Annotated in this window: 20 protein-coding genes and 1 tRNA gene; 20 read left to right on the top strand and 1 reads right to left on the bottom strand. The window is 39.3% G+C overall.

Annotation, left to right across the window (positions count from 1 at the left end):
* From D1B32_RS10385 to D1B32_RS10365, 5 genes are all read left to right on the top strand, one after another.
* Window positions 1-255, top strand: a complete 255-nt coding sequence (locus D1B32_RS10385; protein ID WP_095314414.1) for an RNA-binding S4 domain-containing protein — start codon at window positions 1-3, stop codon at window positions 253-255.
* A gap of 58 nt (window positions 256-313) precedes the next feature.
* Entirely contained in the window at window positions 314-616 is a 303-nt protein-coding gene (gene yabP, locus D1B32_RS10380; protein ID WP_095314412.1) for a sporulation protein YabP, read from the top strand.
* Window positions 613-1,221 carry a spore cortex biosynthesis protein YabQ gene (yabQ, locus tag D1B32_RS10375; protein WP_095314411.1) on the top strand — a complete coding sequence of 203 codons (609 nt, stop codon included), beginning with the start codon at window positions 613-615 and terminating at the stop codon, window positions 1,219-1,221. The genes yabP and yabQ overlap by 4 nt, the downstream gene beginning before the upstream one ends.
* 4 nt (window positions 1,222-1,225) lie before the next feature.
* Window positions 1,226-1,606: an FtsB family cell division protein gene (locus D1B32_RS10370; RefSeq protein WP_095314410.1), complete on the top strand. Its 381-nt coding sequence runs from the start codon at window positions 1,226-1,228 to the stop codon at window positions 1,604-1,606.
* 69 nt (window positions 1,607-1,675) lie between these two features.
* Complete coding sequence (locus D1B32_RS10365; protein ID WP_095314408.1) at window positions 1,676-2,059, top strand: S1 domain-containing RNA-binding protein; 384 nt, start codon at window positions 1,676-1,678, stop codon at window positions 2,057-2,059.
* Between the two features lie 588 nt (window positions 2,060-2,647).
* On the opposite strand, the gene D1B32_RS10360 is transcribed toward D1B32_RS10365, so the two are convergent.
* Window positions 2,648-2,721: transfer RNA gene (locus D1B32_RS10360), tRNA-Met, on the bottom strand.
* A gap of 384 nt (window positions 2,722-3,105) precedes the next feature.
* Here D1B32_RS10360 and spoIIE point away from each other — a divergent pair.
* The 15 genes from spoIIE (at window position 3,106) to lysS (ending at window position 19,789) form a co-directional block, all read left to right on the top strand.
* A complete protein-coding gene (gene spoIIE / locus D1B32_RS10355; RefSeq protein WP_095314405.1) occupies window positions 3,106-5,562 on the top strand; it encodes a stage II sporulation protein E in 2,457 nt (818 codons plus the stop codon).
* A 203-nt stretch (window positions 5,563-5,765) separates the two neighbouring features.
* Window positions 5,766-6,506 carry a VWA domain-containing protein gene (locus D1B32_RS10350; RefSeq protein WP_095314404.1) on the top strand — a complete coding sequence of 247 codons (741 nt, stop codon included), beginning with the start codon at window positions 5,766-5,768 and terminating at the stop codon, window positions 6,504-6,506.
* Window positions 6,469-7,404 carry a serine/threonine protein kinase PrkT gene (locus D1B32_RS10345; protein ID WP_095314402.1) on the top strand — a complete coding sequence of 312 codons (936 nt, stop codon included), beginning with the start codon at window positions 6,469-6,471 and terminating at the stop codon, window positions 7,402-7,404. The genes D1B32_RS10350 and D1B32_RS10345 overlap by 38 nt, the downstream gene beginning before the upstream one ends.
* Before the next feature lie 112 nt (window positions 7,405-7,516).
* On the top strand, window positions 7,517-8,935 hold the full coding sequence (gene tilS, locus D1B32_RS10340; protein ID WP_095314401.1) for a tRNA lysidine(34) synthetase TilS: 1,419 nt from the start codon (window positions 7,517-7,519) through the stop codon (window positions 8,933-8,935).
* Window positions 8,936-9,187: 252 nt separating this feature from the next.
* Window positions 9,188-9,727 carry a hypoxanthine phosphoribosyltransferase gene (gene hpt, locus D1B32_RS10335; protein WP_118889389.1) on the top strand — a complete coding sequence of 180 codons (540 nt, stop codon included), beginning with the start codon at window positions 9,188-9,190 and terminating at the stop codon, window positions 9,725-9,727.
* Between the two features lie 141 nt (window positions 9,728-9,868).
* Window positions 9,869-11,863 carry an ATP-dependent zinc metalloprotease FtsH gene (ftsH, locus tag D1B32_RS10330; protein ID WP_095314400.1) on the top strand — a complete coding sequence of 665 codons (1,995 nt, stop codon included), beginning with the start codon at window positions 9,869-9,871 and terminating at the stop codon, window positions 11,861-11,863.
* Between the two features lie 188 nt (window positions 11,864-12,051).
* The gene (locus tag D1B32_RS10325; protein ID WP_095314398.1) at window positions 12,052-12,828 is read left to right on the top strand and encodes a type III pantothenate kinase; all 777 of its coding nucleotides are present in this window, start codon (window positions 12,052-12,054) and stop codon (window positions 12,826-12,828) included.
* Between the two features lie 32 nt (window positions 12,829-12,860).
* Window positions 12,861-13,727, top strand: a complete 867-nt coding sequence (gene hslO, locus D1B32_RS10320; RefSeq protein ID WP_095314397.1) for an Hsp33 family molecular chaperone HslO — start codon at window positions 12,861-12,863, stop codon at window positions 13,725-13,727.
* A gap of 19 nt (window positions 13,728-13,746) precedes the next feature.
* The gene (locus D1B32_RS10315) at window positions 13,747-14,655 is read left to right on the top strand and encodes a peptidylprolyl isomerase (RefSeq protein WP_095314396.1); all 909 of its coding nucleotides are present in this window, start codon (window positions 13,747-13,749) and stop codon (window positions 14,653-14,655) included.
* Between the two features lie 143 nt (window positions 14,656-14,798).
* Window positions 14,799-15,728, top strand: a complete 930-nt coding sequence (gene cysK, locus D1B32_RS10310) for a cysteine synthase A (protein ID WP_095314394.1) — start codon at window positions 14,799-14,801, stop codon at window positions 15,726-15,728.
* 355 nt (window positions 15,729-16,083) lie between these two features.
* On the top strand, window positions 16,084-16,914 hold the full coding sequence (gene folP / locus D1B32_RS10305; RefSeq protein ID WP_095314392.1) for a dihydropteroate synthase: 831 nt from the start codon (window positions 16,084-16,086) through the stop codon (window positions 16,912-16,914).
* Window positions 16,907-17,272: a dihydroneopterin aldolase gene (gene folB, locus D1B32_RS10300; protein ID WP_095314391.1), complete on the top strand. Its 366-nt coding sequence runs from the start codon at window positions 16,907-16,909 to the stop codon at window positions 17,270-17,272. Before folP ends, folB begins: the two co-directional genes overlap by 8 nt.
* Entirely contained in the window at window positions 17,269-17,781 is a 513-nt protein-coding gene (gene folK / locus D1B32_RS10295; protein WP_095314389.1) for a 2-amino-4-hydroxy-6-hydroxymethyldihydropteridine diphosphokinase, read from the top strand. Before folB ends, folK begins: the two co-directional genes overlap by 4 nt.
* Window positions 17,751-17,972: a helix-turn-helix domain-containing protein gene (locus tag D1B32_RS10290; RefSeq protein WP_095314387.1), complete on the top strand. Its 222-nt coding sequence runs from the start codon at window positions 17,751-17,753 to the stop codon at window positions 17,970-17,972. The genes folK and D1B32_RS10290 overlap by 31 nt, the downstream gene beginning before the upstream one ends.
* A 335-nt stretch (window positions 17,973-18,307) precedes the next feature.
* The gene (gene lysS, locus D1B32_RS10285) at window positions 18,308-19,789 is read left to right on the top strand and encodes a lysine--tRNA ligase (RefSeq protein ID WP_095314385.1); all 1,482 of its coding nucleotides are present in this window, start codon (window positions 18,308-18,310) and stop codon (window positions 19,787-19,789) included.
* The last annotated feature ends 510 nt before the right edge of the window (window positions 19,790-20,299 follow it).

Genomic DNA, 20,299 nt, shown 5'->3' with positions numbered 1-20,299 from the left:
ATGCGATTAGATAAGTTTTTGAAAATATCTCGAATCATTAAGCGAAGAACGTTAGCAAAGGAAGTTGCCGATCAAGGACGAATCACGGTAAACGGTAATCAAGCAAAGGCTTCAACAGTCCTTTCCAAAGGGGACGAGCTTATTATTCGATTTGGCCAGAAACTTGTAACTGTAAAAGTGAACGACTTAAGAGAAACGGTGAAAAAGGATGAAGCAGAAACGCTCTACACTATTGTGAAAGAAGAAAATGCCTGAATAAAGTTCTATACTTGTCCCTCCTATCATAAATTAATAGTGATAAGGAGGGCTTTCTATGAACTATTATGATAACAAGGAAACGGTAAATCGCGTACAAACAGAGCATATGGTAAAACTGAATAATCGAAAGAACTTGGAAATATCAGGTGTAAAAGAAGTGGATAGTTTCGATAATGAAGAATTTTTACTGGAGACAACAATGGGCTATCTAATTATACGAGGGCAAAATTTGCAGCTGAAAAACTTAGATGTGACTGAAGGAGTTGTAACGATAAAAGGTAAAATCTATGAGCTTTCCTATGTGGACGAACAGCAGCAGGAGAAAGCTAAAGGATTCTTTAGCAAGCTGTTCCGATGAGCCTGAGTATCCAGTTTCTTACGATGATTACGATGGTTTTAAGTGGCTTTTATTTGGGTATTGTACAAGAAACCTTTCGTCGGCTGACATATTATTGGAAACGAAGGGTTTTTTTAACCTATTTTTTAGAAATCAGCTTCTGGCTAACGCAAACTGCAATTATATTGTATGTATTATTTCGTGTGAATGCTGGGGAAATTAGGGTCTATGTCGTTTTAGCTTGTATTCTTGGGTTTTCCATGTACCAGGTTTTTGCGAAAAAGACGTATAAGCAGTTACTAGAATGGATAATTCGTATTGTAGCTGCAGTGTACCGCTTTTTCAATAATTTAATTCACACACTGATTATTGCCCCGATTTCATGGGTTATACGTACTCTTTTTCGTCTTGTTATTTGGGTGGTCACGGTAATTTTAACTATTATTCTCTTTATTTCGAAAATTGTTATAACCCCGTTTATATGGATTGGAAAGGGTATTTACCAATTAATTCCCGACGGTTTCAAAAAAAATTTACACAAATTAGCAGGATTTTATAGTACAATGAAGAATATATGTTATAAAGGATACAAAAAGTTGGAGAAGCTATTGTTTAAAAGGGGGTAGTGGCTTGTCATCAAAGAAAAAAACAGTAACAAGATTAGACTCGAATTATATGCAGCAGTACGACGCATACATAGAACGACAGAAACGAAAAAAGCAGCGGTTAATTCGTCGTCTTGTGTTATTTTCTATCGTAGCAGCGATTGTTATTGGGGGCTTGTCTTCATACCATATTAAACAGCGTGTAGTTCAGGCAGAGAAATTGGAGCAGTACGAACAGTTAGAGGACGAGCTGAAAGCTATGAAAGTAGAGGAAGCCAATTTAACAGAAGAAATTGAACTGTTGAATGATGAGGAATATGTGCTGGACATTGCTCGTACGAATTATTTCTTCTCGAAGAAAGGGGAATTAATCTTTAAAATCCCGAATGAAGACCCCTCTTATTGACACTTTTTCAGTTGATGAATATACTATATGAGAACTACATTTAATCTTTTAAGGAGGAGCATTTTTTTTATGTCAATCGAAGTAGGCAGCAAGCTGCAAGGGAAAGTAACCGGAATAACTAATTTTGGAGCATTTGTAGAGCTAGAAGCAGGAAAAACTGGATTGGTCCATATTAGTGAGGTTGCTGACAACTATGTGAAAGACATTAATGAGCACTTAACTGTTGGCGATGAAGTTAAGGTTAAGGTCATTAATGTTGAGAAAGATGGTAAAATTGGTTTATCTATTAAAAAAGCGAAAGATCGACCAGTACGCCAAAAAAATCCAAGAGAACGCACTGAGAATTTTGAAGCAAAAATGAATCGTTTTCTTAAAGATTCAGAGGATCGTTTAGCCTCTTTGAAGAAGCACACGGAATCCAAACGCGGGGGTCGAGGTGCTAGAAGAGGATAGCAGTTGCTGTCTATAGACAATGCTCTAATATAAATGAAACAGGCGCTGATCATATGATTGAGCCTGTTTTTTGTTTGCCAAAAAGGTTTGGAATGGGATTATACTTCTGTTTAAGAATCTTTTATACAGAGAAATATAAACTGCGAACCAATGTGTATTAAGAGATTGTGCGTATACCGCTCCGGAAACACACTACGCTTTCCGCGGGTGATCCGTGAGCCTTCTTGAACTACGTTCTGCGAAGTCTCACTCTGGCCACGTATCCCGCAGGAGTCTTCGTGTGTTTCCTCCGCTAGTGCTGGTTCACTGGCTATACTAACATGGTTTATCAAAATAAAAATGTTGTTCTAACCAGTCCGGGTGAGCGTAGGGCGGTGACTCCTGTGGGAACAGCACGTGTCTGAAGACTCGCAAGAAGTGGTTTTCTTCCGCAGAGGCTGAAGCCGTGCCCACGGAAAGCATCCAACCGGAGCGATCCCGGACGGCGATTGTTCCACAGATTAAGCAAATAATCACTAGTTCGGATTTTCTTTCAAATACGAAAAAAACCAATCGGCATGAAATATACCGATTGGTTTTTATTTTTGATAGCGGCGGAGGGGATCGAACCCACGACCTCACGGGTATGAACCGTACGCTCTCGCCAGCTGAGCTACGCCGCCAAAATAAGCCAACAAAAAATATATTACAGCAGGTTTTCATTTGTGTCAATAGGATTTGTAAAATACTTTAACGAAAAGTCACTTTTCGTATCTATATTCAAAGAAATTCTGGATTTGTTCCTCATTTTCCTTCACAACCTCAGCCAATTCGGCAAAATAATCGCTTTCTATTTCATTTCTCAGCAAGTTATTCTTCTGCTTGTTGCGCTATCAACAGAAGGAAAGTTAACACCAACACGTAAAAAATGAAGATTTGCTCGTCTGCTTGTTGATGCCAAGATTACTAAAAAGCAGTCGAACGATTTTTTGAATAAGCTCTGCCTTTTTGACAAAAAAAGAACACATAATATGGTTTACTATTCTGAAAGATAGGAGTGGTAATCGATGATGGAATCAATCCCAAGGGTGGAATCACGAGGATTTGGAGTAGAGAAAAAGGGACAAAAGGGTAAATGGCGGAAAGGAATCTATTTCAAACTGAAAAGCATTCTTCTTGAACAAGGCTGGCTTTTCTATTTCGGAGGTTTTTTACTTGGACGGGCTGTTATTTTATCTGCAGTATCACCATTTGCAATCGCATTTGTTGCTTCCATGTGGTTTGTCTACAGGGAAAAGAGTTTTAAATCGATGCTTGCTGTCCTTGCGGGTGCACTTACTTACTCAATGACACATGCGATTTTTATTGGAGTTGCTATGCTTGTATTTATTTTCCTTGCCGCACTAGGGAAGCAGATGAAAAATCAACAAGTTGTCTTACCACTGGCGGTATTTGCTTCAACAACACTTTCGAGGATGTTTTTGTACTCCTTACGTGACACAATTACTTCCTACGAATGGTTGTTACTTGTAGTCGAAGGTGTCTTAGGAGCCGTTCTTGTATTGATATTTATGCAAAGCATTCCGCTTTTATCACCAAAAAGATATAAACCTGTACTTAAAAATGAAGAAATCGTCTGTATGATTATTTTAATTGCCTCTGTACTAACAGGGATGATCGGCTGGCAAATATATGGAGCGTCTGCAGAACAGATTTTTTCCAGATACTTCGTGTTAATATTTGCATACATTGGTGGCGCTGCCATTGGTTCAACGGTTGGTGTAGTTGCTGGGTTAATTTTATCGCTCGCGAATGTGGCAAACCTTTATCAAATGAGTCTGCTTGCCTTTTCAGGGTTGCTTGGCGGTTTACTGAAGGAAGGCAAAAAGATTGGGACAAGCATCGGCTTACTCGTTGGTACTGGCTTGATTAGTATCTACGGTGATGCTGTGACATTGATCCCCTCTCTTCTTGAGTCATCTATTGCGATTTTGTTGTTTTTCTTAACACCAGCATCCTGGTTCAGTAGAATATCCAGGTATATACCTGGAACAGAAGAATACACCCATGAACAAGAGCAGTATTTACAGAAGGTACGAAATGTGACAGCAAGAAGGGTAGGGCAGTTTTCCGAGGTGTTTCATGCGCTATCCAAAAGCTTCTCGGTGTCGCAAGCAGCAACGACTGATGAACAGGAGGCAAAACGTGAGACGGATTATTTTCTGAGTCAGGTGACAGAGAAAACATGCCAAAGCTGTTTTATGAAGGATAGGTGCTGGCAGAAGGAATTTGATCAAACGTATACGTACATGGAGGAGATGAAAGAAGACATCACGAGTGGCCAAGAACCAAATCGGAAAGTGATGCGAGAATTTGAAAACCATTGTGTGAAATCAAGGAAAGTAGTAGAAGCCATGAAGGAGGAAATGACCTTTTATGAAGCAAATCGCAGGCTGCGGCAACAAGTGTTGGAGAGTAAACGGCTCGTTGCTGATCAGCTGCAAGGTGTTTCTGAAGTAATGGACGACTTCGCAAAAGAAATATTAAAGGAGCGTCAGCATCATGACTTACAAGAAACACAAATTATCCATGCGTTAAAACATATAGGAATTGAGCTTGAAAAGGTGGATATTTATCAATTGGAAAAGGGTAATGTAGATATAGAAATTACCGCATCCTTCTACGAATATAGAGGGGAAGGTGCTAAATTAATTGCACCTGTATTATCAGATATTTTAAATGAAATGATTATTGTAAAAGAAGAAGAGATTTCCCCCTTCCCGAATGGATATAGCCATTTGGCATTCGGTTCAGCAAAAGAATATACAATCCAAACAGGGGCAGCAAATGCAGCAAAGGGAGGAGGGCTGGTTTCAGGAGACAGCTTTACAACGATTGAGCTTGGAGCAGGGAAGTTTGCGATGGCAATTAGTGATGGTATGGGTAATGGAAATCGGGCAAGAGAGGAAAGTATGGAAACTTTACGCTTATTACAACAAATCCTGCAGACAGGAATTCCAGAGAAGGTTGCAATAAAATCGATTAATTCGATTCTCTCCTTACGTACAACAGATGAAATGTTTGCAACGCTGGATTTAGCTATGATGGATTTACATGATGCTTCAGTTCGTTTTTTGAAAATTGGCTCGACGCCAAGCTTTATTAAACGCGGCGAAAAAATGATAAAAATAGAGGCAAGCAATTTGCCAATGGGAATTATCCAAGAGTTTGATGTCGATATTGTAAGTGAACAGATGAATGCAGAGGACTTACTTATTATGATGAGTGACGGTATTTTTGAAGGTCCAAGGCATGTAGAAAATATTGATTTGTGGCTTAAACGAAAAATTAGAGAAATGGCAACGGATGATCCGCAGGAAGTTGCAGATCTTCTCCTAGAGGAGGTTATTCGGACAAGGTCGGGGGAAATTAAAGATGATATGACTGTCCTAGTTGCTAAAATTGCAAAGAATCAACCGGAGTGGGCAGCAGTCCCGGTCTATCGAAAAAAAGCTCTGTCATAATCTGATGAAATATCCTTTTTAGAGGATGTTCAAAAAGTCGGGTACTTAAAACTGCGCGGCATCGAACTTCTCGGACCTTTTTATCCTCCTTTAGAACAGTTGTTTTTGGCTTGTAGAATGATTGGGATCTACTCTACCTTTCTATGTATATTCTCTTTCCATTGTGGTGATGATGGTAGTGAAATAAATAGGAGGTTAGGGCTTTGAAAAATGGATCGTTAAAACAAATTTTACTACTGACAGATGGGTGTTCAAACAAGGGAGAAGATCCTTCTGCAACTGCTGCGCTTGCTTACCAGCAAGGGATAACGGTAAATGTTATTGGGATATTGGAAGATGATCAGACGGAAAGCCCGGACGGATTACAAGAAGTAGAGGATATAGCTCTGTCAGGTGGTGGGGTCAGTCAGATTGTTTACAGTGAATCTTTATCCCAGACTGTTCAAATGGTTACGAAACAGGCAATGAACCAAACATTACAAGGATTTGTGAATAAGGAGTTAAGACAAATTCTCGGTTCCGACCAAGGAATAGAAGATTTGGAACCTGAGAAGCGCGGAGAAATTATGGAGGTTGTAGAAGACTTAGGAGAGACGAGTGATTTAGAGGTACTTGTACTCGTTGATACGAGCGCAAGTATGCATAATAAGCTTCCAACAGTGAAGGAAGCGCTTGTTGATCTATCAATTAGCTTAAACTCACGGATTGGTAGAAACAAGTTTTGTATTTATAGCTTTCCGGGAAAGCGTAAGGATATTCAACTGGTGTTTGACTGGTCACCGAAGCTTGATACAATTTCAACCGTATTTCCCAAACTAACTAGTGGGGGAATTACGCCAACTGGTCCTGCAATTCGTGAAGCAATGTATCAATTCGGTAAAAAAAGTTTATTAAGGAGCTTCAGACATGAAGATGAATCAGGTATGGAAGAAACAGGGTATTGATCTAAGACCAGGTTCCCAGATTAAAGGAAAGTGGCACCATAAAACCTATACCATTCAGAGAAAACTTGGAGCGGGAGCAATTGGAACGGTTTACTTATGCAACCATGGCGACCGACCCGCTGCACTGAAAATCAGTGACAAGGGTACATCGATGACGGTGGAAGTAAATGTGTTAAAGTCGCTGGAGAAGGTCCAAGGAAGTCGCCTTGGGCCTTCTTTGCTTGATGTAGATGATTGGGTTTCGCCAACAGGGAATACGTATTCCTTTTACGTGATGGAATATTTACAAGGGGAGACGATGGTTGGTTTTATTCGAAAGCATGGGAAAGATTGGATTGGCGTTTTTATGCTGCAGCTTTTGGAAGATTTGGAGAAACTGCATCAAACAGGGTGGATCTTTGGTGATTTAAAGACGGAAAATCTCTTAGTCGTGTCATCACCACCGACAGTGAGGTGGGTGGATGTTGGTGGAACAACGAAACAAGGCAGGGCAATTAAAGAGTATACAGAGTTTTATGACCGTGGTTACTGGGGACTGGGGTCAAGAAAAGCGGAACCAAGCTACGACCTTTTTGCTTTTGTTATGGTTTTTTTAACAATTTACTATCCAAACCGATTTGAGAAAGAACATGAAGCAACTGAAAAATTGTTATTTAAAAAGATTGACCATGTTAACGATTTAATCCCATACAGAAGCGTGTTAAAAAAAGCTTTAAAAAGTGGGTATGCATCCAGCGCGGAAATGAAGCGGGATTTAATTCATGTTTTAAATGCTGCCAAAAAGCGCGAGTTTTATCATAAGCAAAAACCGAAAACATCATGGAAGCGACTATTTATGGAGTCAGGTGGAATAGGTGTTCTTGCATTAATGTATTATCTTTTCTCTCTACTTTTTTGATAACTAAACGTATAATAGGGTATAGATAATGAGGCGGATGTTTATCGTCAGCTCTCTTCGAACATTTAAGCTGCATGAGTGAACGAAAATAGTCGCTTAAGGATGGCAATTTATGAGACAGGAAATTCTTACATTTATAAAAAAGCATCATTTACTGAAAGAAGGTACAACCGTTATTGCTGGAGTGTCTGGAGGCCCAGACTCGATGGCGTTACTTCATTTTTTAAACACGATCAAGCAAGAGTGGGAGTTAACCGTAATTGCGGCTTCTGTTGATCACCAGCTAAGGGGAGAGGAGTCGTTAAGCGATTTACAATATGTGAAACGTATTTGTGAGGCATGGGGAATAGAGTTTGTAGGTGCCTCATTGGATGTACCAGCATATCAAGTAAAGCATAAGTTGGGTACAGAGGTGGCTGCCAGAGAGGTTCGGTATCGGTTTTTTGCCGAACAAATGGAACGTTATCATGCAGATTATTTAGCACTTGGTCATCACGGCGATGACCAGATAGAAACGATGCTTATGAAGCTTGCACGCACTGCATCTTCTAGTGCACTAACAGGTATTCCGGTTCAACGTGCGTTTTCTACAGGAATGATTATTCGCCCTTTTCTCTGCGTAAACAAGTCTATGCTGGAGACTTATTGCAAAAAAAATCAAATTGAGGTGCGATTGGACCCAACAAATGAAGAAACCGACTACACTAGGAATTATTATCGAAACAAAATTGTTCCATTAATTAAAGAACGAAATGATAATATACATCGTACTGCTCAACATTTAAGTGAAACACTAGCTGAGGATGAAAAATACCTACGTGAGGCTGCCAGGGAAATGGTTAATGAGCTCATTGTTTTTCATGCTGAAAACAAGACAGCCTCCTTCGATGGGAATTTGTTTAAAAACCGCGCCCATGCTTTACAAAGGCGTGCATTTCATCTAATATTAAACTATCTATACAATGACTTACCAAAGGACCTATCCTATACACATGAGGAACAGTTTTTTGCCTTGTTGCAACGTGATGAAGGGAATACCCAAATTGACTTTCCAAATGGTCTAAAATTGGAAAACACCTATGGAAAAATTATATTTTATTTCTCCAATCACAGTAAGGCCCCAAACAGCCAACCTTATTCTTTTCTTTTGGATATTCCAGGTAAACTTGAGTTACCAGGTGGTTCTACAATTACAGCAAACTTCGTTGAAAAACACATCGCACAAGACCAATTTTCCCATACCTTTTTTACGGAGCAGGTTGTGTTACCTTTACATATCAGAACTAGATTGCCGGGCGATAGAATGAGTTGGGATGGACTTAATGGAAGTAAGAAACTGAAGGATATATTTATTGACGCTAAAATACCTATTGGTGAAAGAGACGGCTGGCCGATCGTAACCGATGCGAATGGCACGATTTTATGGCTTATCGGTTTAAAGAAAAGTCAGCTAAATTCACAGCAGGAAAATGGCTCAATAATTCAATTAAACTTTGAAAAAGGGGATTATTCACGCAATAATGCGCTGTAATACCCCGCCTCTAAGAAGCAAAATCATGCTAGAGAGGGAGGGATTGTGATAAAGCAGCTCGCAAATCAATCCCTGATTGTATTTTGCCTACGGGAAGTAGGTTGCAAAGCCATTGAGATAAATGTTTTCGGTGGGACGAGTAACGACGTCCAAACTAAGCATTTATTCTTATGATCAGTGGGACAAAAAAGGAAGCCCCACTGAAATGAAGTTTCATTTTATAGGAGGATTTTTTATATGCTTCAAGATAACATGCATGGTGAGATTGACCATATTTTAATTACAGAAGAACAAATCAAACTGAAGTGCCAAGAAATTGGAAAACAGCTATCAGAAGAATATGATGGTAAATTTCCACTTGCAATCGGCGTGTTAAAAGGTGCAATGCCTTTTCTATCAGATGTGATTCGCCATACAGACATCCATTTGGAAATGGATTTTATGGATGTATCAAGCTATGGTGATGGTACGCGTTCTACTGGAGAAGTAAAAATTGTGAAAGATTTAAACACAAAGGTCGAAGGGCGAGATCTAATTATTGTTGAAGACATCATTGATAGTGGTCTAACGCTCAGCTACCTAGTGGATTTATTTAAATATCGGAAAGCGAGATCAATTAAAATTGTAACGCTATTGGATAAGCCATCTGGCAGATCAGCAGCAATCCAAGCTGACATTATAGGATTCGAAGTTCCAGATGAATTTGTTGTCGGTTATGGATTGGATTATGCGGAAAGGTATCGTAATTTACCTTATATCGGTGTTCTGAAACCAGAAATTTACAGCGAATAATAAATGTATTTTATTTTATTAGTGGTACGCTATATTAAAAAGAAAAATAAATCCCAGTTTTAAAGTTATTTCAGTTGTATTTAAACTTTTTCATATGATACGATGAACTATAGTTTTTCCCCGTTTGGGAGGAGGTTGGCAATGAGTCAGATATTTCGTAATGTCCTGTTTTGGATGCTGATTTTCTTCGTCATTATTGGCGTAATTGGCGTATTTAACGGACAAGGTGAAGATAGTGAAGAATATAATGTACAGCAATTTGTAGATGCTTTAAATAATGGTGAGATTGAAGAGTTAACATTCCAGCCATCACATGGAATTATTCGTTTTACTGGAACATTGACAGATGGCGAGACTACATTTATCGCCCAGGTTCCTGATAATACGGAGATTATTTCTTCGATAACGGATGCTGCAACACAACAGAGTATATTAAAAGTTGCCGAAGAGGAGCAGCCAAGTCCATGGCTAACCTTCTTGACTGGAATCGTTCCGTTCCTATTAATTGGACTCTTCTTCTTATTTATCCTTAGTCAAGCGCAAGGCGGAGGCGGCGGTGGCCGTGTCATGAACTTTGGTAAGAGTAAAGCGAAGATGTACACAGAAGATAAGAAAAAAGTTCGTTTTAAAGATGTTGCAGGTGCTGATGAAGAGAAACAGGAATTGGTCGAGGTTGTTGAATTCCTAAAGGATCCACGTAAATTCTCAGCAGTTGGTGCACGTATTCCGAAAGGGGTTCTGCTTGTAGGACCTCCAGGTACTGGTAAGACATTACTTGCTCGTGCTGTTGCTGGTGAAGCTGGTACACCATTCTTCTCCATCAGTGGTTCGGATTTTGTTGAGATGTTCGTCGGTGTAGGTGCTTCCCGAGTACGTGATTTATTTGAAAATGCAAAGAAAAATGCACCATGTATTATCTTTATTGATGAGATTGATGCAGTAGGTCGTCAACGTGGAGCTGGTCTTGGTGGTGGTCACGATGAGCGTGAGCAAACATTGAACCAATTGCTAGTTGAGATGGATGGTTTTGGTGCAAACGAAGGAATTATTATCATTGCTGCAACAAACCGTGCAGATATTCTAGACCCAGCATTATTACGTCCGGGCCGTTTCGATAGACAAATTATGGTAGATCGTCCAGATGTTAAAGGGCGTGAGGCAGTATTGCATGTCCATGCAAGAAATAAACCGTTAGACGATACGGTTGATTTGAAGACAATCGCAATGCGAACTCCAGGGTTCTCTGGAGCTGATTTGGAAAACTTGCTAAATGAAGCAGCACTTATTGCTGCAAGAGATGACCGTAAATCAGTCAACCAATTAGATATTGATGAAGCAATTGACCGTGTTATTGCAGGACCTGCAAAGAAAAGCAGAGTTATTTCCAAGAAGGAAAGAGACATTGTTGCATACCATGAAAGTGGACACACAATTATTGGTATGGTGTTAGATGATGCAGATGTGGTGCATAAAGTAACCATTGTACCTCGTGGTCAAGCTGGTGGCTACGCCGTTATGCTACCAAGAGAAGACCGTTATTTTATGACAAAACCAGAGTTGTTTGATAAAATAACTGGATTATTAGGTGGACGTGTTGCCGAGGAGATTATCTTCGGTGAAGTAAGTACAGGTGCATCAAATGACTTCCAGCGTGCAACAAATATTGCTCATAAGATGATAACGGAATATGGTATGAGTGATAAAATCGGACCAATTCAATTTAGTAGTGGTGGAGGCGGTAATGTATTCCTTGGCCGCGATATCCAAAATGAACAAACGTATAGTGATGCGATTGCTCATGATATTGATAAAGAAATGCAAAACTTCATCAACTATTGTTATGATCGTGCGAAGAAGATCCTTACCGAAAACCGCGATAAGCTGGAGCTTGTAGCTCAAACATTGCTTGAAGTAGAAACACTGGACGCGAAACAAATCAAATCCTTGTTTGAAGATGGCAAGCTACCTGAACCAGATGCAGAGGATGTTAAAGTAAACATTCAGTCAAAAGATGATGAAGAGAACTTATCTTATGAAGAAGCAAAGGAAAAAGCAGAGACAGAAGATAAGAGTTATATTAACGATCCGATCATGGGCGATAGGAATTCGGATGAAGATCAAACAGATAAAAAATAATTAATTTAACTATAAAAGCAGCCAACTTAACGAATGGCTGCTTTTATTGTGCAAGGAAAAAACAAATAGCTACCCTACAACCATGGCATAAGTTCGTACCTTGCACTCCCGGGTGCTTGCGCTTTTGTTCTGGTTTCTGAAGTATGTTATATTTAAAAAATAGAAATGATAGGAAGGTTTGGTGACACATGCTATTTGTTCTTGACGTTGGAAATACAAATACAGTCCTTGGTGTATTTGAGAAAGATCAGTTGAAACATGAATGGCGGATAAAAACTGATCGCTATAAGACAGCAGATGAATTTGGAATGTTAATAAAATCGTTATTTGACTATAAAGGCATAGCTTTTTCAGATATCAATGGTGTCATCATATCTTCTGTAGTACCGCAAATTATGTTTGCATTAGAGGAAATGAGCAGAGAGTATTTCCATATGGATCCAGTTGTTATTGGGAAGGAAGAAACCCAAACATATTTAAAGATGAATTATCCTAATCCAAAAGAACTCGGTGCAGATCGTATTGTCAATGCAGTAGGAGCTATTGAAGAATATGGCGCACCATTAATTATCATTGATTTTGGGACTGCGACAACCTACTGCTATATTAATGAGCAAGAGGAATATAGCGGTGGGATTATTACTCCAGGAATTAAAATTTCGATGGAAGCATTGTATGATAAAGCCTCCAAGCTACCTAAAATCGAAATTCAAGCTCCAGATCAAGTTGTCGGAACATCTACCGTAGAAGCGATGACAGCCGGCGTTTTCTATGGTTATGTTGGAGAGGTAGACGGTCTTGTTAACCGAATAAAGCAGGAGAAAAATGTAGAACCAAAGGTTATTGCTACTGGCGGATTAGCTAAGCTAATTGCTAACGGTGCGACTACAATCGACAAAGTTGATTCACAGTTAACATTAAAAGGTTTGTATCTGATCTATCAAAGATTAAATCTTAAAGGGTAAGTAACCTCTAATGAAAAGGAGAATAAAATTTCATGAAAGACTATCTAGTAAAAGCAATTGCATTTGATGCTAAAGTTCGTGCATTTGCAATTCGATCGACAGAAACAGTTGAAGAAGCAAGAAGAAGGCAGGACACTTGGGCAACTGCTTCCGCAGCGCTTGGTCGCACAATTACAATTACTGCGATGATGGGTGCGATGTTAAAAGGAGAAGACTCAAACACGATAAAAGTACAGGGAAATGGACCAATCGGTGCAATTATAGCTGATGCAAATGCGAAAGGGCACGTCCGTGGATATGTAAGTAACCCACATGTTGACTTTGAGTTAAATGATAAAGGGAAGCTAGATGTTGCTCGAGCAGTTGGAACAGAAGGCAGTTTGAGTGTTATTAAGGATTTAGGCTTGAAGGATTATTTTACAGGCGAAGTCCCAATTGTCTCTGGTGAGATCAGTGAAGATTTCACATATTACTTTGCTACATCTGAACAAGTGCCTTCTGCTGTTGGTGCTGGAGTGCTGGTTAACCCAGATCATACGATTCTTTCTGCTGGTGGTTTTATTGTACAAGTGATGCCAGGAGCAGATGAGACTGTTATTACAAGGTTAGAAGAACAAATCGGGTCCCTTCCACCAATATCTAAACTGATAGAGGAAGGTAATACACCAGAACAAATCTTACAACGTTTATTTGACAACGAAGTAAAAATCCTTGAGACCATGCCAATTGAATTTCGTTGTAAATGTTCGAAGGAACGATTAGCGAATGCGATTATTGGATTGGGAAGTGAAGAAATACAAAACATGATTGATGAAGATCATGGAGCTGAAGCAAGCTGTCACTTCTGTAATGAAACCTATTATTTTACAGAGGCGGAATTAGAAGAATTGAAACAGTAAGAAGGGAAATAAAATTGACATGTCTAAAAAGCTGTTATTAGGTGTTGTTGTTGTACTACTAATTACAAATGTTGCTTCCTTGTTAATTTTAAACAACAATGAAGACTCGGTTGTTATGAACGATAATGATGAGCGAACAATATCAAGCAAAGAGGCCGTTGCATCTATTGGCGATGAAGAAATTAGCTACCAGCAATGGATAGAAGCGTTACGATCGGCTTATGGTGAAAAGCAATTAAAGCAAATGGTTGATCGAGCTGTTGTGAACCAATTGGCAGAGTCAGAAGGAATTAAAATAGATGAGAAACTGATTAATCGAGATGTTGCCTTTTTAATAACGATGCAAGGTGTTATGACAGAAGAGCAGGCTGCGAAAGAAGAAGAGCGTTTGCGCGATGAGGTCAATTACCGTTATCAGCTACAACAACTCCTCGCTGCAGATGCATCTACTATACCAGAAGAAGAACTTAAGAGCTTTTATGATAGCTATGGAAGTCAATACAACTTTACCGCATCACTACAGCTATCTCATATTCTCGTAGAAAATATGGAAACGGCAGAAAAGGTTTACGATGAACTAGAGCAAGGAGCATCATTTGAATTACTTGCCGAGGAGTATTCTCAAGATGATGAAACGAAAGATGATGGTGGCTATTTAGGCTATATCTATACTTCCAGTCAATTTCTCCCAGGCAGTTATGATGATGTAACTTCGGAAATGGACGAGCACTCCTATAGTGAGCCGTTTATAGCAGATAATGGTGTGGCTATCCTCTACTTACACAGAAAGCTTCCGGCTATCGAATTCACGTATGATGAAATTAAGCCTTATATGGAAAGTGAATTAGCATTACAGGAAATGGATCAATCATTGATTGCAGATCCTTTATGGGAGCAACTGGATATAGATTGGATTTATAGCGAGTAGCGCAGGAATGATTATTCTAGGCAGATAGGAAAAAGTTCCTTATCTGCCTTCGTTTTTAAAGAGATATTAGTTGACTTTTCCTTGAAATAGACATACATTTATATTAATTCATATAAAATCACTTGGGATTAGGAGGGGTTGTCATGAAAGTAGCTGAGAACATTACGGGTTTAATTGGTGGAACACCGATTGTAAAATTGAATAATTTAACGGATGCTGAAAGTGCAGATGTATATGTTAAGCTGGAATTTATGAATCCTGGGAGCTCTGTAAAGGATCGTATCGCAATTGCTATGGTGGAAGCGGCCGAAAAAGAAGGTTTGCTTCAAGCTGGTGCTACTATTATTGAGCCAACAAGTGGTAATACGGGTATTGGGCTTGCGATGGTTGCAGCTGCAAAAGGCTATCGAGCAGTATTAGTGATGCCAGATACAATGAGTCAAGAACGACGAAACTTATTACGTGCTTATGGTGCAGAACTGGTATTGACTCCAGGAGCTGATGGGATGAAAGGCGCTATCGCAAAGGCAGAGGAGTTAAAAAATGAGCATGGCTATTTTATGCCACAGCAATTTAGTAATCCTGCTAACCCAGACATTCACGAGCTGACGACAGGTAAAGAAATTGTAGAACAAATGAAGGATGGTCTTGATGGCTTCGTATCCGGAATTGGTACTGGTGGAACAATAACAGGAGCAGGGAGAGTATTAAGGAAACATTTTGATGATATCAAATTGTACGCAGTTGAACCAGCTGCTTCACCTGTTTTGTCAGGAGGGTCACCGGCACCTCACAAAATTCAAGGAATTGGTGCAGGCTTTGTACCTGAAGTTTTAGATACAGATATTTATGAAAAAGTACTAACAATCGAGAATGAAGAAGCATATGAAGCTGCTCGCAAAGTAGCGACAACAAATGGTATCCTAGGTGGCGTCTCATCTGGTGCTGCAGTTGCAGCTGCACTAAAAGTCGCGAAAGAATTAGGAAAAGGGAAAAAGGTTCTTGCTATATTGCCGGATAATGGAGAAAGATATTTGTCCACACCTTTATATCGATTCGAAGAGAATGAATAAGAAAATATAAAATAAAAGGATTGGCATCATTGTGCCAGTCCTTTTTTTGAGCGTAAAAGAGGAAGCCTGTGGTTGGCGACGTGCAGTCTGAATCCCGAACTTTGGGGTGGTTCGACGAGTCGGCATCCTTTTACCTGGAGACGATGCCCGATTTCACGGCAACGGTATACGTGTAACTATGCCTCATGTCTTAGCCGGTCGGCAAGTCTCGCTAGACGTTGGGGCTGAAGCTGAACGAGGCAGTTTTGGTACGCTAGTTATTGGAAGCACCAAAAAAATTTAAAGGTTTCCTCAGCATTGAAAAATTGATACGATAGAAAATATAAAGAAATTATGAAGGCGGTCAAAGATAAAAATGATTTTACAAACTTCAAACCGGACATTTGATTTATCAGAACGTACACATATTATGGGGATTTTAAATGTCACACCAGATTCATTTTCTGATGGCGGCAAGTATACAACGATCGAGAAGGCTGTTGAACAAGCCATGCTGATGGAGCAACATGGGGCAGATATGATAGATGTCGGTGGTGAATCCACCCGTCCAGGTCATATACCTGTAACTGCTGAGGAAGAAATTAAACGTGTGGTACCAGTTATCAAGGCACTGAAGGAAAATGCCGCAGCTGCAATTTCCGTTGATACCTTTAAAGCGGAAGTAGCAAGAATGGCTGTTGAAGCAGGAGCAGATATTATCAATGATATTTGGGGAGCGAAACATGATCCGGAGATTGCAAAAGTTGCAGCTGAATATGGCGTTCCAATTATATTAATGCATAACCGTAAGAATGAGGATTATCATTCGATTATGGATGATATGAAAAAAGATCTTGAAGAAAGTATTCAAATAGCACTAGATGCAGGAGTTACAAAAGAGAAAATCATTTTAGACCCAGGAATCGGCTTTGCGAAATCAACAAAGGATAACTTTGTTGTGATGAATAATCTTGAGCAGCTAACAAAAATGGGATACCCTCTGCTATTAGCAACATCACGGAAACGATTCATTGGCAGTGTTCTCGATATATCTGCCGAAGAACGTGATAACGGAACAGTTGCGACGACATGTCTTGGTATTACGAAAGGAGCACAAATGGTTCGTGTCCATAATGTAAGACGAAATCGAGAGGCTGCGCAAATGATGGATGCGATGCTTGCTGAGGGAGGTCACTTCGTTGGATAAAATTATACTCAATCAAATGCAATTTTATGGTTATCATGGGCTTTTCCCAGAAGAAAACAAGCTAGGGCAGCGATTTAATGTTGATCTGGAGCTCTATCTAGACTTAAAAAAGCCAGGCGAATCCGATAACATGTATGATTCAATTCATTATGGTCATGTCTATGAACTTGTTCAGGAATTGGTTGAAGGTGATGTGAAAAATTTGATTGAAGCTGTTGCTGAAGGAATTGCAGAAAGACTATTAGCAATGTTTTGTCTTTTACAGGCTTGTAAAGTGACCGTGACCAAGCCGGATCCACCGATTCCAGGGCACTATGCCTCTGTGGCAGTAGAAATCTATCGGGAGCGATCGATATGAATCAAGCATATTTGGCATTAGGTACCAATATTGAACCGAGAGAAGCATATCTTAAAGAGGCTTTGGAATTACTAGAAACTATGGGAGAAGTTACACTTATCCGACGATCATCTATTTACGAAACCGCCCCTGTCGGATATTTGGATCAAGCGGATTTTCTAAATATGGTCATTGAAATAAAGACTGCTTTATCTTCTCTGAAACTTCTAGAATACTGTCAGTCTGTGGAACAGCACCTTGGACGCAAACGTGGTATACGTTTTGGACCACGAACAATAGACCTTGACATTTTGACATTTAATCAAGAAAATAGTACAGTAGAACGATTAATAATCCCGCACCCTAGAATGCACGAGCGCGCGTTTGTACTCATTCCTTTACAGGAAATTGCACCAAAGCTAATCTTGCCTGATTGGAATAAGCCTATTGAGGAAATGATTCTTGATCTTCCTGAAACAGACATAAAGGATGTAAGGAAATGGACGCAAAAAGGGTCGGTAAAAGAATAAAAGCTTTCCGTAAGCTAAAAGGATATACACAAATCGATTTTGCAAAGGAACTGGATGTTTCGATTGCACAAATAGGTAACATAGAACGAGGTACAAAACTTGCAACAGATGACTTTTTAGAGATGATTGCCAAGAAGTTGTCTGTATCAAAGGATGAGATTACAATGGAATCACTTAATAGTGAGAAATAAGCTAGGACATAAGATGTTTCAAATAGGAGACATTCCTGTTCTCAACCAAGTTGTGACTTCATGTTACTCAGACCTAGAAAATAATGGCACTGTGCGATAAAAGCATTATTAGGGCAGAGACTCGCACGGAATAGAAGTTAAGTCTTTACATTTGTAGATCAGCTTTAGGCAGTGAATAAAGTGTCAAATCTGTTTGAATTGTTGTAGGAAATCTGTCGGTCTGCTTCCGGCAGTTTTTTCTGCATGAACACCCTATTGCAAAGTTTAGAGACTGTACGTGAAAGAAGTTGGATTTTTAGATATACTAACTAATATAAATGAGTGGAGTGATCACAATGTCTGAAGAAATGAATGAACAAATGCGTGTACGACGCGACAAATTAAATGATTACCGAGAACAAGGTCTGGATCCATTTGGAGAGAAGTTTCCAAGAACCCATTTAGCAACAGAACTTATCGAGAAATATGACCGCTATTCCAAAGAGGAGTTAGAGGAAATTACGGATACAGTGACGATTGCTGGCCGTCTTATGACGAAGCGGGGAAAAGGAAAAGCTGGTTTTGCACATATGCAGGATTTAAGTGGACAAATACAGTTGTACGTACGTAAGGATGCAATTGGTGAGGAAGCCTATGAGGTTTTCAAAACAACAGACTTAGGAGATATTGTTGGCGTAACTGGTGTAATGTTCAAAACAAACGTAGGAGAACTATCTGTCAAAGCTACAGAATTCCATTTACTAACGAAATCATTACGACCATTGCCGGAAAAATACCATGGCTTAAAAGATATCGAGCAACGCTATCGTCAGCGTTATTTAGATCTTATTACAAACATGGATAGCAGAGAAACATTTGTACAACGAAGCAAAATTATCCAATCGATGCGTGAATACTTGAATGGTCAAGGTTTCCTTGAAGTAGAAACTCCAATGATGCATAGTATTCCGGGTGGAGCGGCAGCACGTCCGTTTATTACACACCATAATGCCTTAGATATTGAGTTATACATGCGTATTGCGATCGAGCTGCATTTAAAACGGCTTATTGTTGGTGGTTTAGAAAAAGTGTATGAAATTGGACGCGTATTCCGTAATGAAGGAGTTTCTACAAGACATAACCCTGAATTTACTATGATTGAGCTTTATGAAGCCTATGCGGATTATAATGATATTATGGAACTAACTGAGAACGTGATAGCGCATATTGCAAAAGATGTTCTTGGCTCAACGAAAGTGATTTATGGAAACCATGAAGTTGACTTAGAGCCGAAATGGACAAGGTTGCATATGGTAGACGCAGTTAAAGAGGCAACCGGTGTAGACTTCTGGAAGCATATAACAGATGAAGAGGCACGGACGTTAGCCAAAGAGCATGGTGTTGAAATAAGAGACACGATGACATTTGGTCATGTTGTAAATGAATTCTTTGAACAAAAAGTAGAAGAAACTTTAATACAACCAACGTTTATTTATGGACACCCAGTAGAGATTTCTCCGTTAGCAAAGAAGAATACAGAAGATGCGCGTTTTACCGACCGTTTTGAATTATTTATTGTTGGCAGAGAACATGCAAATGCATTTAGTGAATTAAATGACCCAATTGATCAGCGAGAACGTTTTGAAGCACAAGTAAAAGAAAGAGCTGAAGGAAATGACGAAGCACATCTAATGGATGAAGACTTTTTAGAAGCTCTAGAATATGGGATGCCGCCAACAGGTGGACTTGGAATTGGAATAGATCGTCTTGTTATGCTGTTGACAAATTCTCCATCTATACGAGATGTACTGTTGTTCCCGCAAATGCGTCATAAATAAGTGATACGAAAAAACCTTCTTGTTTCAATTTGAACTGGAAGGTTTTTTGTTTGCCGACATAATTATCTAAAGACGGTTTTATCACTTATTGATTAGGGTATTATAAATATAATAGATATCCTCGAAAATGGTGTTGTTATCTAAGTAAATAAGTTAAATGGAGAAGCGTGAATTGAATAAATAATAGAACTTTAAATTCAATGCTATAATTTTGCGTTTTGCTATTGATTTCATTTTCAAATCGTGGTAAATTAATTAACGTTGCGCTGGAGAAACAGTCCAGGCAAGAGGTCGAAGCTAACCTCAAAAAAATAATTGAAAAAAGTGTTGACATCAAAAGCTCAACATGTTATATTAGTAAAGTCGCTTTTAAAAAAGACAATAAATTTGCTCTTTGAAAACTGAACAAAACAACCAGTATGTCAAGAAAAAGGAAACTCGTTTTTCTTTTTAAAACAAGTAGAAGTCAGCTTCTACAAAAGCTAAGTATTACAAACTTTTATGGAGAGT

The organism is Oceanobacillus profundus (assembly GCF_003515705.1).
Lineage (GTDB): Bacteria > Bacillota > Bacilli > Bacillales > Amphibacillaceae > Oceanobacillus > Oceanobacillus profundus.
This window is presented reverse-complemented; position numbering and strand designations above follow the sequence as displayed.

Excerpts from the sequence above, each read along its gene's own strand:
- D1B32_RS10385 (WP_095314414.1), top strand. The coding sequence starts at position 1 with ATGCGATTAGATAAGTTTTTGAAAATATCTCGAATCATTAAGCGAAGA.
- yabP (WP_095314412.1), top strand. The coding sequence starts at position 314 with ATGAACTATTATGATAACAAGGAAACGGTAAATCGCGTACAAACAGAG.
- yabQ (WP_095314411.1), top strand. The coding sequence starts at position 613 with ATGAGCCTGAGTATCCAGTTTCTTACGATGATTACGATGGTTTTAAGT.
- D1B32_RS10365 (WP_095314408.1), top strand. The coding sequence starts at position 1,676 with ATGTCAATCGAAGTAGGCAGCAAGCTGCAAGGGAAAGTAACCGGAATA.
- spoIIE (WP_095314405.1), top strand. The coding sequence starts at position 3,106 with ATGATGGAATCAATCCCAAGGGTGGAATCACGAGGATTTGGAGTAGAG.
- D1B32_RS10345 (WP_095314402.1), top strand. The coding sequence starts at position 6,469 with ATGAAGATGAATCAGGTATGGAAGAAACAGGGTATTGATCTAAGACCA.
- tilS (WP_095314401.1), top strand. The coding sequence starts at position 7,517 with ATGAGACAGGAAATTCTTACATTTATAAAAAAGCATCATTTACTGAAA.
- hpt (WP_118889389.1), top strand. The coding sequence starts at position 9,188 with ATGCATGGTGAGATTGACCATATTTTAATTACAGAAGAACAAATCAAA.
- ftsH (WP_095314400.1), top strand. The coding sequence starts at position 9,869 with ATGAGTCAGATATTTCGTAATGTCCTGTTTTGGATGCTGATTTTCTTC.
- D1B32_RS10325 (WP_095314398.1), top strand. The coding sequence starts at position 12,052 with ATGCTATTTGTTCTTGACGTTGGAAATACAAATACAGTCCTTGGTGTA.
- hslO (WP_095314397.1), top strand. The coding sequence starts at position 12,861 with ATGAAAGACTATCTAGTAAAAGCAATTGCATTTGATGCTAAAGTTCGT.
- D1B32_RS10315 (WP_095314396.1), top strand. The coding sequence starts at position 13,747 with ATGTCTAAAAAGCTGTTATTAGGTGTTGTTGTTGTACTACTAATTACA.
- cysK (WP_095314394.1), top strand. The coding sequence starts at position 14,799 with ATGAAAGTAGCTGAGAACATTACGGGTTTAATTGGTGGAACACCGATT.
- folP (WP_095314392.1), top strand. The coding sequence starts at position 16,084 with ATGATTTTACAAACTTCAAACCGGACATTTGATTTATCAGAACGTACA.
- folK (WP_095314389.1), top strand. The coding sequence starts at position 17,269 with ATGAATCAAGCATATTTGGCATTAGGTACCAATATTGAACCGAGAGAA.
- D1B32_RS10290 (WP_095314387.1), top strand. The coding sequence starts at position 17,751 with ATGGACGCAAAAAGGGTCGGTAAAAGAATAAAAGCTTTCCGTAAGCTA.
- lysS (WP_095314385.1), top strand. The coding sequence starts at position 18,308 with ATGTCTGAAGAAATGAATGAACAAATGCGTGTACGACGCGACAAATTA.